This window comes from Pseudomonas purpurea, assembly GCF_039908635.1.
GTDB lineage: Bacteria > Pseudomonadota > Gammaproteobacteria > Pseudomonadales > Pseudomonadaceae > Aquipseudomonas > Aquipseudomonas purpurea.
In genome coordinates, this window is record NZ_CP150918.1 from 3,178,001 (window position 1) to 3,192,864 (window position 14,864).

A 14,864-nucleotide genomic window follows, 5' to 3' on the forward strand; every position below is an offset into this window, starting at 1 on the left:
CCTCCATGGACACACCACCAGCGCCTGAGCCGGGCATTCGCATCAGCCTTACCGAGCTGATCGAGATGCGCCATCGCGTGCGTGAAGTGCAACTGTTTTCGACCCCTAGCCAGCGCAGCCCGTTGATCGGCCTGCACCATTCCAAGCTGCGCGGGCGTGGCGTGGACTTCGATCAGGTACGGGTTTACCAGGCCGGTGACGACGTGCGCACCATTGATTGGCGCGTCACCGCCCGGACCCAGGAACCGCACACCAAGCTGTTTCATGAAGAACGCGAGCGACCGATTTTCATCATGGTCGAACAAAGTCGCCGGTTGTTCTTCGGCTCCGGGCTGATGTTCAAATCCGTGCTCGCCGCCCAGGCCGCGAGCCTGATCGGTTGGGCCGCGCTGGGCCATAACGACCGGGTCGGCGGCCTGGTCTACGGCGACAACGAACATTATGAAATCAAGCCCCGGCGCAGCAAGCAAAGCTTGCTGCAACTGCTCAACCGATTGGTGCGCGTCAATCAGACGCTCAACACCGAAGGCGCCCCCGACCGCGATGGCCTGAGCATGGCCCTGCGCCGCGCGCGGGAAGTATTGCGCCCTGGCAGCCTGGTGATTGTGATCTGTGACGAGCGCGCCCTGTCCGACGGCGCCGAGCAACAGCTGAGCCTGCTGTCGCGTCATTGCGATCTGCTGTTGCTGCCATTGTCCGACCCGCTGGACCATGCCCTGCCCGCTGCCGGGCTATTGCGTTTCGCCGAGCGCGGTGCGCAACTGGAAATCGACACCTTGAACTTCGACCTGCGCCAGACTTACCGCGCCCAGGCCGAAGCGCGCATTGCCCGCTGGGAACTGCTGGCGCAAAAGTTGCGGGTGCTGTTGATGCCCTTGAGCACCCAGAGTGAAATGGTCGAACAACTGCGCGAATACCTGAACCCGCAGCGCCCGGGGAAAACCCGATGAGCAGCCTTGAGCAACTGCAACCGCTGATGTCCCCCGCACCCATTGGCTTCTGGCCTTTGGCGCCGGGCTGGTGGCTGTTGCTGACCCTGCTGCCACTACTCGTGTTCGGGGTGTGGAAACTGCGCAAGCTGATCCCCAGCAAGCGGCCCCTGCCCCGCGCCGAACAACCGCTGGACCCGGTGCGCCTGGCCGCCCTCGCCGAACTCGCGTTGCTGCCCAAACCCTATGACGGCGCACCGGCCGGCGCCTGGTTGCAGCAACTCAACGGGCTGCTCAAGCGCCTGTGTCGCAACCACTACCCCTACAGCCAGAGCCACACGCTCAACGGGCGCAAATGGCTGGCCTTTCTCGACAATCGCTGCCCGGCGGCCGGCCTGACCCGCTGGATGGTGCTGGTGGAAGGCGCTTACAAACCCGAATGCAAACTCGACGACAAGGCCATCGCCGGCCTGACGCAAGCCGTCGAAACCTGGATCCGCAAACATGTTTGAGTTCGCCTGGCCGTGGATCTTCCTCCTGCTGCCACTGCCGTGGCTGATGCGCGTGCTGCTGCCGGTCGCAGACAGCGGCGAGCCGGCACTCAAAGTCAGTTTCCTGAGCGACCTCGAAGGCCTGGCCCGAAGACGCGCCCGCGCCAACCTGCCCGCCTGGCGCCAGCAAACACCATTCATTCTGCTGTGGTTGCTGCTGTTGATGGCCGCGGCCCGGCCGCAATGGCTCGGCGAACCATTGCCCATTGCAGCCAGCGGTCGTGATTTGCTGGTGGCCGTCGATGTGTCCGGCTCCATGGATTTCCCTGACATGCAGTGGCAGGACGAAGACGTGAGTCGCCTGACCCTGGTCAAACACCTGCTCGGCGACTTTCTCGAACACCGTGAAGGTGACCGCGTCGGCCTGATCCTGTTCGGCAGCCAGGCTTACCTGCAAGCACCGCTGACCTTCGACCGGCACACCGTACGGATCTGGCTCGACGAAGCGCGCATCGGCATTGCCGGCAAGAACACCGCCATCGGCGACGCCATTGGCCTGGCGCTCAAACGCCTGCGCCTGCGCCAGCGTCCGGCGCAGAGCCGGGTGCTGATCCTGGTCACCGACGGCGCCAACAATGGTGGCGAAATCGACCCGCTGACCGCCGCACGCCTGGCCGCCGAAGAAGGCGTCAAAATCTACCCGATCGGTATCGGTGCCGATCCGGAGCAAAGCGGCACCCTGGGTTTTCTCGGGGTCAACCCAAGCCTGGACCTCGACGAACCGGCCCTCAAAGCCATTGCCGAGGTCACGGGCGGCCGTTATTTCCGCGCCCGCGACGGGCAAGAGCTGCAAGCCATCAAGGAAACCCTCGATCAACTCGAACCCGTGACCCAGCAACCGACTCAGGCTCGTCCCGCCCAAACGCTCTATCAATGGCCGCTGGCCGCAGCCTTGCTGATGAGCATCCTGCTGGTGGTCCGCCAACGCTGGCCGGACAACCCGCTGCAACGTCTGTTTGCCCGGCCCCAGCACTTTTTGCAACAACACCCCGACTGGCGTCAGCGCCTTAAACGCCTGCGTTTGCGGAGACGTCGATGATCGCCCTCTGGCCCCACTGGTTCCGCCCCTGGTGGATCGTGCTGTTGCCGCTGCTTGGCTGGTTGCTGTGGCAACTCTGGCACCGGCAAAAACGCGCCGGGCGCTGGCAGATGATTTTGCCACCGGCCTTCCACGCCGCCCTCTTGAGCGGCGGCAATGGCCGTGAAAGCAAACTGCCGTGGGTTGCCCTGGGATTTGCCTGGGTGCTGGCCGTGCTGGCCCTGCTCGGCCCGAGCTGGGAGCGCGTCGAGCAAACCAGCCAGAAACCGGCCGACCCTTTGGTCGTGTTGCTTGAGCTGACCCCGCACATGCTCGCCACCGATGCGCCGCCCACGCGTCTTGAGCAAGCCCGGCGCAAACTCCTCGATTTGCTGCAACAGCGCAGCGATGCGCAGACCGCCATCGTCGTCTACGCCGGCAGTGCCCACACGCTGGTGCCACTGTCGGACGACCTGTCGACCAGTCGCAATCTGCTCGAAGCGCTCAAGCCGTCGATTATGCCCGAGGCTGGCCAGCGCGCTGACCTGGCGGTGGCAAAAGCCCTCACTCTGCTTGATCGTGGTGCCCTCGGCCAGGGCCGGATTCTGTTGATCGGTTCATCGTTGAGCGAACAGGAACGCCAGGGCATACGTCAGGCGCTGCGCGGCCAGGCACCGACCTTCCTGATGCTGGGTATCGGCACCCGCGAAGGCGCGCCGGTCGCCAGCGAGGACGGCAGTTTCCTCAAGGACGAGCAAGGCGCAATCCTCGTGCCGCGTCTCGACGGGCCCAGCCTGAAAGCCTTCGCCAATGAATTGGGTGGCCGTTACCGCCAGGCGCGGCTGGACGAGAACGACCTGCGCGGACTCGGGCTACTCAATGGCCCGCAAGGCCTGCGCACCGATGGGCAAACGGTGCATCTCGATACCTGGGCCGATCAGGGTTACTGGCTGTTGTTGCCCTTGTTGCTACTGGCGGCCTGCGCCGGACGCCGTGGCTGGCTGTTTTGCCTGCCGCTGCTGTTCATGCTGCCGCAGCCCAGCTATGCCTTTGAGTGGAATGACCTGTGGTTGCGCCCGGACCAACAGGGCCAGCACCTGCTGAAAAAGAAACAGCCCGCCGAAGCCGCCCGGCATTTCGAAGACACGCAGTGGCAAGGCGTCGCGCTGTACGAGGCGGGCGATTACGCCGCAGCCGCCCAGCGCTTTGCCGAAGGCAATGACGCGCGGGCGCACTACAATCGAGGCAACGCCCTGGCCAAAAGCGGCGAGCTGGAAGCCGCCGTCGATGCCTACGAACAAGCCCTGGAGCGTCAACCGGATTTGCGTCCGGCATTGACCAACAAAGCCTTGGTGGAAAGCCTGATCAAGCAGAAAAGCGCACCACCGCCCAGCGAGCCCGAGAAGACCGCTGACGAGAATGCCCAAACTGATGCTCAAAACCCGCCCCCCGGAGCCGCGACTCAACCCGCGACCAGCGGCGAGCAGAAAACGCCCGGCACCAGCCCGCCGACGACCGGCGAGCCCAAGCCACAACAACCGCCGCAACCCGGCGCCAATGAAGTGCCGGGCAGCGAACTGGCTGACGAACACCTCACCACCCCGCCGATCCGCGCCGAGGCAGAGCGCTTCGAAGGTGAACACCGGCAGGCTCTGGAGCAATGGCTGCGCAAGATTCCGGACAACCCGGGCGAATTGCTGCGGCGCAAATTCTGGTACGAACAGCAACAACATCAGGATCAGGGAAAAACTCGATGAGCCGCGTCACCGCCCTACTACTCGCCCTCCTGCTCTGGAGCTTTCAGGCCCAGGCCGCGGGGTTGATCGCCAGTGTCGACCGCAGCCGCCTGAACTCCGGGGAAACGGTGGAGCTGACCCTGGAATCCAACGACGTCACGCAGTTCGGCAAGCCGGACCTGGCGCCGCTGGAGGCGTTGTTCGAAGTCCGTGGCACCCGCCAGGTCAACCAGCTCACCACGCTGAGCGGCGACCAGCGTGCAACCACTCGCTGGATCGTCACCCTGCAGCCCAAACGGACCGGCACGGTGCAGATCCCGCCGCTGCAACTGGGCAATGTGCTGAGCCAGCCCATCAGCCTGCAAGTGGTTCAAAGCCAGGCCCAGGACAGCACCAACAGCCTGGCGCCGGTGTTCATCGAAACCAGCCTCGACCAGGACAGCGTGTATGTGCAGGCCCAGGCGATCCTGACCGTGCGCGTCTATCACTCGGTGTCGTTGTATGACGACAGCAGCCTGACGCCGCTGCAAATGCCCGATGCGCGCATCGAGCAACTGGGCGAATCGCGTACCTACGAAAAGCTCATCAATGACCTGCGCCATGGCGTGATCGAATCGCGCTACGCGATCTACCCGCAGCACAGCGGCGTGTTGACGATCCCGGCGCAACAGTTCAGCGCCACCCTGGTCGACAGCCAAGCGGTGCAAGAGCCCACGGCCCAAGGGCCGAAACCGGGCAAGATGGTGCACGTCGGCTCCACTGAACTGGCCCTGACGGTCAAGGCTCAACCCGCCAGCTACCCGGCTGACATGCCGTGGCTGCCGGCCCGCAGCCTGACCTTGAGCGAGAGCTGGAGCCCCGAGCCCGAACACAGCCAGGTCGGCGATTCGCTGACTCGCAGCCTGACCCTGAAGGCCGAAGGGCTGGCCAGTTCCCAACTGCCTCCCCTGCCCGCCACCGAGGTCAGCGGCCTGCGGCGTTACCCCGACCAGCCGCAACTGAGCAATCAGCACAACGAACGCGGATTGGTCGGCAGCCGCGAAGAACGCGAAGCCCTGGTTCCCAATCGCAGCGGCGCAATCGAGTTACCGGCGGTGGACGTAGTCTGGTGGAACACCGTCGAGGATCAACTTGACCACACCAGCCTGCCGGCCCGCACCCTGCAAGTGGCCAACAACCCAAGCCTGGTGGTCGACACCCCGGTCAGCAGTCAGACGCCGGTCACGGTAGACAGCGAAGTGCTCTGGCTGTGGAAACTCAGCACCTTCATCCTCGCCTGTACCACCCTGCTGGGCTTCGGCCTCTGGTGGCGCGCACGCTGGCAACCGGCGATTCTGCGGGCCGCACAAACCGGTCCAAGCCCACGGACCCTGCTCGACGACCTGAAACGCGCCAGCCAGGCCAACGACCCGCAGGCCACTCGCCAGGCACTGGACGCCTGGGCCCGTCAGCAGCCCGAAACCCTGGCCGACATGGCCGCGCGTTTCGTGCCGTTATCCGACGCACTGGACGGCCTGAATGGCGCGCTCTACAGCGAAACCGGCCAACACTGGCAAGGCGAAGAACTGTGGCGCGCCATCCGCGCCATCCCGACTGCCGAACGGGTCCAGGACCCGACTGGCGACAGTGGCTTGCCGCCGCTCTACCCCAAGTAAAGGATAATGGCGGTCTTCTCAGTATCGCCAATAACTTCCCCTGCGCTCCACTCGCTCCATATCTATGGACCCTCTGCGAATGGAGCCTTTCAACAAGTCCGCCTCGAAAAAACGTGAATTCCAAGGTAGTTCATGGCGATTTTTGACAGATGTCTCTCTATCCATCTCATTTGCCTTTCGAGCCGGCAATTTGATTGTTTTTGGCTGTACATGAATCAGAAAATCAAACGTCCCACCTGGTCCTTTAATTCTTTCCATGCTAATGGGCTCAAGATTGAAATCTTCCATTATCCGTATGGTACTTTTTCCATTAGGTGTCTGAGTAAAAAAAACATTCATCACGTCTTTAGCATCACTCCCGCTGCTCACCGTATTAGCAAGAGTTGTGTAATTCATGACGTTCTCTCGCTTGATCACTGAAGGTAGCTTGCCAAAAAAGCCAAAATGGTTGGCTACCAATTCATACTGGTATCTGGCAACGTCACTCGCATAAAACCTATCAGGCTCACCGAAACCAGGATTGTCACTGCGAGCAGGCTTGGTTTTATAGTTCTCTTTGAAAGTCCAGATGTCTTCACGGAATTCGTTCACGAACCAACTTTCAGTACGATGACCGCCCACCTGATCGAAAAATGTTGACCTGACTTCATGAGAATCAGGCTTAAGTTCGTGGACCTCAAATCTATCCTTTATAAAACGCTGCGTCGCTTGACTGGAACCACCCAGGCCATCAAGTTGCGCCCTCAAACCTGCCTGCCAGAAGGATTGGTTTGAAGTACTCCGCGGTACTGGTTTCAGACCATGCATGTCGACGAGCGTAGTAGGTCTATTTTCAACCATTTTGTACAGATTCTGCCCATACACCGTACCTGCCGGATCAGGACTTATCCAACGACACAACCATGGTGCGTAATACCGATACCCGTAGTAGTAAAGTCCGGTCGTATCCCTTTCTTTTCCTGAGTAACGAATGGTTTTGTATTTACCCTCCAACGCATTCCTACCCGCCCACCACGCCGTGCCACCAAACGGGTAATAACCTTCCTGGTTCAATAATCCAGCTTTTTCATCCAGCTCTAACGTGCATGAACCAAGGTGATCACTCAAACTGTAACGCACCTGATCATTGCTGATGCCATCGGGCGGTTTTGTTTTCCAATGTAGTACCCGCACACAGCTACGTCCTGCTTCGACACTGATCACGTGGCGTTCTTCGCCTGTTACCGCGTCATGATGAATCTCTAGTCCTGGTAGATAGCGAACTTCAGCGCACAAGGTCCGACTACCGGTTTGAGTTCGGCGCACCTTGCGCAGGCGATGACCGGGGCGGTCGTAGACATAGCACTCATGATCATCCGGCCCCTCAACGTGTTTCACCAGTGTGAGCAGACTCAGTTGATTTCGAGCGTCCCAGTTCATGCCCTGACCACGTTGCAGCTCCTGTTGATTGCCATTGCCATCAAAGCCATTGCCAATTTCCTCCTCGCCCGGTAGTGCCCCATCTTCGCGCTGCGCCAGGCTGCGGTTGCTGGAATGGGAGATACTCATGCTGAACGTCGGTGCGCCACTATGGTGGCGGGAGAGTAGATTGCCAGCGGCGTCGTAGAGGAAGGACTGGAGGTAATTGCGCAATTGATTCGGGTTCAACGGCGTGGGTTGCAGCACCGGCAGTGTTGGTCCGTAGCCAGGAGTGATGACCTCCCGGCCACTCGCACCGATCAGTTGATAAAGGCTGTCGTAGCGATAGTAGTTGATCGGATCGGTGCGCTGATTGTTGAAGTAGCACACCAACCGTGACTTGTCTTCAAGACTGAGGATGTTTCCCACAGGGTCGTATCGATAGTGCACTTCTTGCAATGCCGGACTGCCGGGAACACTCGATAGCAATCGAGTTAGCCGGCCATCTTCAGCCCCGTAATCGGCAATGGTCTGCACCTTGTTTCCGGCGGTTTCACAATCTACCTGGCCGAAAGCGTTGTAGCGAATAGCACCGACCAGCAAACGCGGTTGCTCACCCGCACCCGCCAGTTGCAGTCGGGTTTCCTTCAGTTCGCCAGCCACCGTATAAGCGAACATCCTGAGGTTGCCCATCGCGTCGGTCTGGGACCGCATCTCATCTGTCGCAGTACAAGCCTGAGCAGTGATGAACCCCTTACCGTCTTCCAACAGATCATCACGTGGTGAAATGTCAAGAGGCCAGTCCGGCACCTCCAGACTGCTGAGGAACTGCCGTGTTTCCACCATGCACGTATCGTGTAAACCATATTCGGATAACCGCAACGTACCTGCTGGATCATCATGCCGAATCAGCCGACCGCATTGGTTATGGGCCGCAACGTCGTCAACACAATCGCCATAGGTAAAGCGCTCGACAACCTTGGATACCCGACCTTCCGTGTGTTCACGTACTGTGATCGGGCGCAGCGACGAATCATATTCAAACTGTTGCTGGTTAGTACGACTGTCCCAGGAATGGAGCAACTGCCCACCCGCGCCCGGCAATGCCAGACGCAACCCAGCGTCGACACATTGCATTGATAGTACAAAGTCGTGAAGAGTGTAAAGCGTTACCCTGTTGGGGTCTTGCTTACCTCCCGCTGCAACCTTCTTCCACAGGCGCGGATCCCAACTGGCGATCTCTCGCCCCGCCGTATCATAGGCATACCGGGTGATCCGTGAGTCAGGCACCTGGCTAAGCTGCGAGCGGCAGTAAGCGACGGTCCGACTATAGAGACCACGCGGATCTACGACTATCAGGGTGGGAGTTGCACGATCTACAGAGTTGTTGTTCATGGCTTTGAATAACACAGTGTGTCATACAGCGGCTACTGTCAGAAGTTACAGGTAGATCAATATGCAAGGCCGAAACATTCCGCTCATCATCTACCTTTCCAAGGTGCCATAAGATCAACCGAGCCCTGGTGATTGTTTGCCAGTAAACTCTCCCCCCTTTAGCCGCCATCATTTTCCTCGCGGCCATCACCTGACTTTCCCCGGAGTACACCTTGCGTCTGTTTCACACCTCCGATTGGCACCTTGGGCAAAACCTGCACGGCCAGGAGCGCGATTTCGAACACGCCTGCTTCCTCGACTGGCTGTTACGTCAGCTTGCCGCTGAGCAACCGGACGTGTTGCTGATCGCGGGCGATATCTTCGACACCGTCAACCCGCCGGTCAAAGCCCAGGAACGCCTCTACGATTTCATCGTCAGCGCCCATGAGCAGCAACCTTTGCTGACCATCGTGATGATCGCCGGCAACCATGACTCCGGTTCACGCATCGAGCTGCCCGCGCCGTTGATGCGCCGCTTGCGCACTCATGCGCTCGGCCGCGTGCTGTGGCTCGATGACGGTCAACTGGACGCCGAACGCCTGCTGATTCCGCTGCCCGATGCTTCAGGCGCCATCGCAGCCTGGTGCCTGGCGCTGCCGTTTTTGCGCCCGGCCGAAGTCACGGGCGCCCAGCTGGGCGACAACTACCTGCGCGGGATCGGTCAGGTCCACGAATGGCTGATCGCCGCCGCCGACGCCAAGCGTCAGCCGGGTCAGGCACTGATCGCCATCAGCCACGCACACATGGCGGGCGGTTCGGTGTCCGAGGACTCCGAGCGCAGCCTGATCATCGGCAACGCCGAAGCCCTGCCCGCCAGCCTGTTTGGCCCGAGCATCAGCTACGTCGCCCTCGGCCATTTGCACAAGCCGCAAAAGGTCAACGGTGAAGAACGCATTCGCTACAGCGGCTCACCGATCCCGTTGTCGTTCTCGGAGATCAACTATCAACATCAGATCCTCGACGTGCGGCTTGACGGTGAAACCCTGCTCAGCGTCGAACCGCGGCTGATCCCCCGTGCCGTGCACCTGCAACGCCTGGGCCCTGCGCCCTTGGCCGAGATCCTCGGCCAACTGAGCGAGCTGCCGGACATCGACCTGCTGGCCGAAACCCAGCGCCAGCCCTGGCTTGAAGTGCGGGTACGCCTGGACGAGCCGCAACCGGACCTGCGTCAGCAAATCGAAATCGCGTTGCAAGGCAAAGCCGTGCGGCTGGTGCGAATCGCCGCCGAATACGCCGGCAGTGGCGGCCGTGAAGGCGACGATGACAGCGCGACACTGATTGAACTGGACCAACTGACACCGCAGGAGCTGTTCCGCCGCGCCTGGCTGGATCACTACGGCAACGAGGTCGATGACCCGACCCTCAACGACTTCGCGCAGTTGCTGCAAGACGTCCAGCACGAGGAGGAGCAAGCATGAAAATCCTCGCGATTCGCCTGAAGAACCTTGCCTCGCTGGCGGGCCCCTTTGAAATCGACTTTACCGCCGAGCCGCTGGCAAGCGCAGGGCTGTTCGCAATTACCGGGCCGACCGGCGCAGGTAAAAGCACCCTGCTCGATGCACTGTGCCTGGCGCTGTTTGGCGCGGTGCCGCGCCTCAACAACACCGGGCGCGACGCCAAGGTGCCGGACGCCGACGGTGAAATCGCCACCGGCGACCCGCGCACCCTGCTGCGTCGGGGCACCGGCGAAGGGTTTGCCGAGGTGGATTTTGTCGGCACTGACGGGCGGCGTTACCGCGCACGCTGGGAAGCCAACCGGGCCCGCGAAAAGGCCAACGGCAAGTTGCAGGCCAGCCGCCAGAGCCTGCGCGACCTGGACACCGATCAACTGTTGGCCAGCCAGAAAGGCGAGTACAAGACCCAACTCGAAGCGGTGCTGGGACTCAATTTCGAACAGTTCACCCGCGCCGTCATGCTGGCCCAGAGTGAGTTCAGCGCGTTCCTCAAGGCTGACGACAACGACCGCAGCGAGCTGCTGGAAAAACTCACCGACACTGCGCTCTACACGCGCCTGGGCAAACGGGCCTTCGACAAAAGCAAGGAAACCCGCGAAGTCCACAAGCTGTTGCAAGACCAGGCCACGGGCATCACGCCCCTGGAGCCCGAAGCCCGCATCGAACTGGACCAACGCTTCGACGACGCCCAGCAGCAACTCAAAACCCAACAAGCGCAACTCAAGCAGCTTGAGCTTCAGCACACCTGGCTCAAAGAACTGAGCCAATTGCAGGACCAGCAACTGGCCGCCGCCGAACAACTGCAACAGGCTCAACAATCGTGGGATGCACAGGTCAGCGAACGGCTGAACCTGGCACGCCTGGAGCAACTGGCCCCGCAACGGCATCAGTTTGCCCGGCATACAGAACTGAACACGCAGTTGAGCCCGTTGGCGGCGCTGATTCAGCAGCACAGCCAACAACAACGTGACCTGCAAAACCGTCAGGTTCAGCTCGAACACAGCCTCGACACGGCAAAAGCCGCGCTAACCCAGGCCCAGAACCAACAAAGCACCTGCGCGCCGCTGCTGCGTCAGGCCTTTGAAGAACAGAACAACCTCGCCCGCCTGACCCAGGCCATCAGCGCCTCGGCCGAGCTGAAGCAGAGCGCCGAGCACGCCAGTCTTGAAGGCCAGCAAGCCATCGCGCGGATGCAAGAGCAGCAACAACGGGTCGCGGAACGGTTGGCGACGATTGCTGTGCAACTGGAACAAAGCGTGCAACTGGCACCGGTCAGTGAGGCCTGGAACGTCTATCGCGAGCGCTTGCAGCAGTTGATGCTGGTGGGCAATCGCCTGAAAAAAGGTCAGGTCGAGTTGCTCGATCTGGAACAACGAGCCGCCCACAGCGCTGCCCAATTCAGCGAGCAAAGCAAAAGCCTGAAGTTGCTGTACAGCGAAGCCGGGGCCGAACCGCAAGCGGTGGCCGAACAGATCAAAATCCTCGGCAGCCTGCTGCAAGACAACCGCAAACAGCAACGCGCCATCGAAGAACTGGCGCGGTTGTGGGCCAGTCAGCAAGCGCTCGACCAACGCGCACTGGAGCTGCAACAGCGCCAGCAGGTCGCCCAGCAGGAGCGCGAACGCCTGACCCGCGAAGGCGTCCAGGCTAAAGCCGAGCTGACCGTCGCCGAACAAACCCTGACAGTCACCCGGGAACTGCTGGAACGCCAGCGCCTGGCGCGCAGTGCCAGCGTCGAAGAGTTGCGTGGGAAGTTACAGGACGATCAGCCGTGCCCGGTCTGCGGCAGCGTCGAGCATCCTTATCATCAGCCCGAAGCCTTGCTGCAAAGCCTGGGGCGTCACGATGAAAGCGAACAGGCCAATGCGCAAAGCGCCGTTGACCTGCTCAAGGAAAAACTCACAGAGTTGCGCACCGAAGTCGGCGGCGTGATTGCCCAGCAAAAGGAACTGCTGCAACAGCAGGAACAACTCGCCGCCCAACAGCAGAGCCTGGCACCGAGCCTTGAGGCTCATCCGCTCAGCGCCCAGTTGCTGAGCCAGGACGCTGGCAAACGCGACGCATGGCTGAGTCAGCAAGCCGCGCAGTTGAATCAAAGCATCACCCAGGACGAACAACGGCAAACCGTCCTGCTCACCCTGCAAACAGACGCTGCCCGCCTTCAGCAGCAGGTGCACGCCGCCGAGCAGGCCAGTCAACAGGCCGCCCAGCAACTGGCAATCCAGCAGCGTGAATTGGGCAACGACCGTCAGCGTCTTGAAGAAGAACTCGCCGCCTTCAACACCCTGCTTCCCGCCGCGACCCTGGACGGTTTGCGCAACGAGCCCGCCGCCACGTTCATGCAACTCGACCAGCACGTCAGTCAGCGGCTCGAACAGCTGGAGGCACAGCGCGAGGAACTCGGCGAACAACAGCAACGCCAGCAAACCCTTGAGAAAGAACAGGACCGCCAGCTCACCCGTGCCCAGCAGGCCGATGCGGCCGCGCAGCACCACGCGACACTGGCCGGACAGCAACACAGTGCCGGGCAGGCGCTGGCTCAACTGCTGGGCGAGCAACCGAGCGCCGAGCACTGGCAGCAACAACTGGATCAGGCCGTCGAACAGGCTCGTCAGGCCGAGACCGCTGCCAGCCAGGACTTGCAAGACGTCCGCAGCCAGCAGATTCAACTGGCCGCCGAACTCAAGGCCGAGCAACAACGCCAGCAAGCCCTGGAGATTGAAAGCCGTGAGCTGAACAACAAGATCACGGACTGGCGCGCCCTTCATCCGGAACTGGACGACGGCGGTCTGGAACAGTTGCTGGCGTTCAGCGACGAGCACGTCGCTCAGTTGCGCCAACAGGTGCAACTGAGCGAAAAAGCCATCGAGCAAGCCAAGGTGCTGCTGCAAGAACGCGATCAGCGCCTGCACAACCATCAGGCGCAGCACAACGGCAACCTGGACGCCGGACAACTGGCCACGGCGCTGAGCGAGTTGCAACACCAGTTCGGTGTCAGCGAACAGCTCTGCGCCGAACTGCGTGCGCAGCAAGCCGAAGACCAACGCCGCCAGGACGCCAATCAGGTGCTGACGCAACGCATCGCCGAGGCTTACACCGAATGGCAACGCTGGGCGCGACTGAACGCCCTGATCGGTTCGGCCACCGGCGACACCTTCCGCAAGATCGCCCAGGCCTACAACCTCGACTTGCTGGTGCATCACGCCAACGCGCAGTTGCGGCAACTGGTGCGCCGTTACCGCCTCAAGCGTGGTGGCAGCATGCTCGGTTTGCTGGTGATGGACACCGAGATGGGCGATGAACTGCGTTCCGTGCATTCGTTGTCAGGTGGCGAGACATTCCTGGTGTCGCTGGCCCTTGCTCTCGGCCCTGGCGTCGATGGCGTCGAGCACGCTGAAAATCGAATCGCTGTTCATCGACGAAGGTTTCGGCAGCCTGGACCCGGAGTCGCTGCAACTGGCGATGGACGCGCTCGACGGTCTGCAAGCCCAGGGTCGCAAGGTGGGAGTGATCTCCCACGTCCAGGAAATGCACGAGCGGATTCCGGTGCAGATTCAGGTCCACCGCCAGGGCAATGGCTTGAGCACCGTGGAGGTCAAATGAGCACGCCGACGCTCTACTCCTTCCGCCGCTGCCCTTATGCCATGAGGGCTCGCATGGCGCTGCGCTACAGCAACGTGGCGCTGGAGATTGTCGAAGTCAGCCTCAAGGCCAAACCCGCGCAAATGCTCGCCCTGTCCAGCAAAGGCACAGTGCCGGTGCTGAGCCTTGAGGGGCGCGTCATCGAGGAGAGTCTGGAGATCATGCAGTGGGCGCTGGCACACCATGACCCGCAGGACTGGCTGCTCAAGGACGATCCTGCTGCGCAACAACTCGGTGCAACGCTGATCGCGGAAAACGATCAGGTGTTCAAGCTGCACTTGAATCGCTACAAGTACGCCGAGCGCTACCCGGAACATCCCATGGAGCACTACCGTGCGCAGGGCGAGGTTTTTTTGCAGGCACTCGACGAGCGACTGCAACAACGAGCGTTTTTGCTGGCCGACCATGTGAGCCTGGCGGACATCGCACTCGCGCCGTTCATTCGGCAGTTTGCCCATGTCGACCGCGACTGGTTCGCGCAAACGCCTTATCGGCAGCTTCAGGCGTGGTTGCAGGGGATTCTTGAGTCCGCGTTGTTTACCGAAGTGATGCGCAAGTAATTACGCCAACACGCTGCACATGTTCAGCGCCGAGCAATCAACCTGAAACGGCCCCGCAAAAACGGCTTTGGGTTTGTCCGGTGGATTGCCCGCCAACAGCCCCAATGCCTTGGCGGTCTGGATGTTGTGGGCGATGCTGTGATTGCACTCGATGGCCCGCGCTAACGAGCCAGCCGACCCTTGGCCGATGCCCAGCAGTGAAGACCCGTTGGTCAGAAACGCCAGGAAGGCGATGACCCAGAGTTTGCGCCCTTTCATACCCCCGCCGCTCCCGCAACGCCTGACGGCTCAACGCTGACGCTCATGGCATGTGGTTCAAACTGCAAGGCTGGATGAGCGATCTGAACCGGGGCTTCGATGACGCGTTGCGAGTGAACCGAGACGCTGACGACGAGGACCATCGCCACATAGGCGCCGATTGCAAAGTAGGCACCGTGCTTGGCAGAAGAAAGGATTGCGCTGGCCATGAGACTCTCCGTGGGCGTGT

Annotated in this window: 10 protein-coding genes and 1 pseudogene; 8 read left to right on the forward strand and 3 right to left on the reverse strand. The window is 61.1% G+C overall.

The genetic code is table 11. From position 1 onward, the window contains the following. Positions 1–5 precede the first annotated feature (5 nt). The 5 genes from AABM54_RS14205 to AABM54_RS14225 are packed head-to-tail and all read left to right on the forward strand — an operon-like array spanning position 6 to position 5,889. The gene (locus AABM54_RS14205; RefSeq protein WP_347900617.1) at positions 6–950 is read left to right on the forward strand and encodes a DUF58 domain-containing protein; all 945 of its coding nucleotides are present in this window, start codon (positions 6–8) and stop codon (positions 948–950) included. Next, complete coding sequence (locus AABM54_RS14210; protein WP_347900619.1) at positions 947–1,441, forward strand: DUF4381 domain-containing protein; 495 nt, start codon at positions 947–949, stop codon at positions 1,439–1,441. The genes AABM54_RS14205 and AABM54_RS14210 overlap by 4 nt, the downstream gene beginning before the upstream one ends. Continuing rightward, positions 1,434–2,519: a VWA domain-containing protein gene (locus AABM54_RS14215; RefSeq protein WP_347900620.1), complete on the forward strand. Its 1,086-nt coding sequence runs from the start codon at positions 1,434–1,436 to the stop codon at positions 2,517–2,519. Before AABM54_RS14210 ends, AABM54_RS14215 begins: the two co-directional genes overlap by 8 nt. Continuing rightward, complete coding sequence (locus AABM54_RS14220; RefSeq protein ID WP_347900622.1) at positions 2,516–4,255, forward strand: tetratricopeptide repeat protein; 1,740 nt, start codon at positions 2,516–2,518, stop codon at positions 4,253–4,255. The genes AABM54_RS14215 and AABM54_RS14220 overlap by 4 nt, the downstream gene beginning before the upstream one ends. Then, the gene (locus AABM54_RS14225) at positions 4,252–5,889 is read left to right on the forward strand and encodes a BatD family protein (RefSeq protein ID WP_347900623.1); all 1,638 of its coding nucleotides are present in this window, start codon (positions 4,252–4,254) and stop codon (positions 5,887–5,889) included. Before AABM54_RS14220 ends, AABM54_RS14225 begins: the two co-directional genes overlap by 4 nt. Before the next feature lie 18 nt (positions 5,890–5,907). On the opposite strand, the gene AABM54_RS14230 is transcribed toward AABM54_RS14225, so the two are convergent. Next, positions 5,908–8,682, reverse strand: coding sequence for an RHS repeat-associated core domain-containing protein (locus tag AABM54_RS14230; RefSeq protein ID WP_347900624.1), 2,775 nt, complete (start codon positions 8,680–8,682; stop codon positions 5,908–5,910). Between the two features lie 212 nt (positions 8,683–8,894). Here AABM54_RS14230 and AABM54_RS14235 point away from each other — a divergent pair, with 212 nt between their 5' ends. From AABM54_RS14235 to AABM54_RS14245, 3 genes and pseudogenes are all read left to right on the forward strand, one after another. Continuing rightward, positions 8,895–10,139 (forward strand): exonuclease SbcCD subunit D C-terminal domain-containing protein, encoded by a 1,245-nt coding sequence (locus AABM54_RS14235; protein ID WP_347900626.1) that lies wholly within the window; start codon positions 8,895–8,897, stop codon positions 10,137–10,139. After that, a pseudogene (locus AABM54_RS14240) lies at positions 10,136–13,778 on the forward strand (AAA family ATPase). Before AABM54_RS14235 ends, AABM54_RS14240 begins: the two are co-directional and overlap by 4 nt. Continuing rightward, positions 13,775–14,377: a glutathione S-transferase gene (locus tag AABM54_RS14245; protein ID WP_347900627.1), complete on the forward strand. Its 603-nt coding sequence runs from the start codon at positions 13,775–13,777 to the stop codon at positions 14,375–14,377. Before AABM54_RS14240 ends, AABM54_RS14245 begins: the two are co-directional and overlap by 4 nt. On the opposite strand, the gene AABM54_RS14250 is transcribed toward AABM54_RS14245, so the two are convergent. Together AABM54_RS14250 and AABM54_RS14255 are read right to left on the reverse strand one after the other, a co-directional pair. Continuing rightward, positions 14,378–14,635 (reverse strand): hypothetical protein, encoded by a 258-nt coding sequence (locus AABM54_RS14250; protein ID WP_347900628.1) that lies wholly within the window; start codon positions 14,633–14,635, stop codon positions 14,378–14,380. Continuing rightward, complete coding sequence (locus tag AABM54_RS14255; RefSeq protein WP_347900629.1) at positions 14,632–14,844, reverse strand: hypothetical protein; 213 nt, start codon at positions 14,842–14,844, stop codon at positions 14,632–14,634. The genes AABM54_RS14250 and AABM54_RS14255 overlap by 4 nt, the downstream gene beginning before the upstream one ends. Positions 14,845–14,864 lie beyond the last annotated feature (20 nt).

Bases quoted from the DNA above. Each gene is read 5' to 3' on its own strand.
- AABM54_RS14205 (WP_347900617.1), top strand. From the start codon at position 6: ATGGACACACCACCAGCGCCTGAGCCGGGCATTCGCATCAGCCTTACC.
- AABM54_RS14210 (WP_347900619.1), top strand. From the start codon at position 947: ATGAGCAGCCTTGAGCAACTGCAACCGCTGATGTCCCCCGCACCCATT.
- AABM54_RS14215 (WP_347900620.1), top strand. From the start codon at position 1,434: ATGTTTGAGTTCGCCTGGCCGTGGATCTTCCTCCTGCTGCCACTGCCG.
- AABM54_RS14220 (WP_347900622.1), top strand. From the start codon at position 2,516: ATGATCGCCCTCTGGCCCCACTGGTTCCGCCCCTGGTGGATCGTGCTG.
- AABM54_RS14225 (WP_347900623.1), top strand. From the start codon at position 4,252: ATGAGCCGCGTCACCGCCCTACTACTCGCCCTCCTGCTCTGGAGCTTT.
- AABM54_RS14230 (WP_347900624.1), bottom strand. From the start codon at position 8,682: ATGAACAACAACTCTGTAGATCGTGCAACTCCCACCCTGATAGTCGTA.
- AABM54_RS14245 (WP_347900627.1), top strand. From the start codon at position 13,775: ATGAGCACGCCGACGCTCTACTCCTTCCGCCGCTGCCCTTATGCCATG.
- AABM54_RS14250 (WP_347900628.1), bottom strand. From the start codon at position 14,635: ATGAAAGGGCGCAAACTCTGGGTCATCGCCTTCCTGGCGTTTCTGACC.
- AABM54_RS14255 (WP_347900629.1), bottom strand. From the start codon at position 14,844: ATGGCCAGCGCAATCCTTTCTTCTGCCAAGCACGGTGCCTACTTTGCA.